This is a genomic window from Arsenophonus sp. ENCA (assembly GCF_002287155.1).
Lineage (GTDB): Bacteria > Pseudomonadota > Gammaproteobacteria > Enterobacterales > Enterobacteriaceae > Arsenophonus > Arsenophonus nilaparvatae.
The window spans coordinates 1-558 of sequence record NZ_NHNG01000654.1; the positions used below are offsets into that span (position 1 = coordinate 1).

A 558-nucleotide genomic window follows, 5' to 3' on the forward strand; every position below is an offset into this window, starting at 1 on the left:
AATTCTTTTTGAGTAGTTGTGTTCCTTCTGGTTTTGTTGATAGTGAAGGTAAAGTCGATACCAACGTCAAAATGACAGATTTACTCTATTTGCTAATTCATTTGCCTGAAATGGGAACGCTATTAGAGAAAATCCACAGTGAAAAATCGGCGTTTTCTTTGATATGTAATTTGCCCGCTAATTTCAGGGAATCGCCCACCGTTTGGCAGTTCCATTTTTTACCGCTTTTTTGTAGTGAAAATGGCTACATGGGCACTTTCTTCCATGCTCATGAGTTCCTGTTTTTGTCGCCGTTGGAGTATGTCGATGGCATTCAACCTTATTTTTGTAATTTTCGAGTGACCGTGCTCCCTATAATTTCCGGTTATATTCCGCTTCCTCGCCTGTTCGCTCGCGTTGCTCGGTCACAGGCTGCGTCGAGCGGTGGGGGTCAAGGAAGCAGCCTAGCGGCTGCAAATCGATATCGGGTAGAATGGTGGTACCTTGAACTTCTGGAAATCATATAAAATTACCCCCGTGCTTTCTGAATTCACTCCTCGCCCTCTAAAAACGTTGTTT

1 pseudogene is annotated in these 558 nt (G+C 43.5%); it reads left to right on the forward strand.

What is annotated here, in order from left to right:
- Positions 1 to 506 (forward strand): annotated as a pseudogene (locus CBG25_RS17080) (hypothetical protein); the annotation flags it as partial.
- Between the last annotated feature and the right edge of the window lie 52 nt (positions 507 to 558).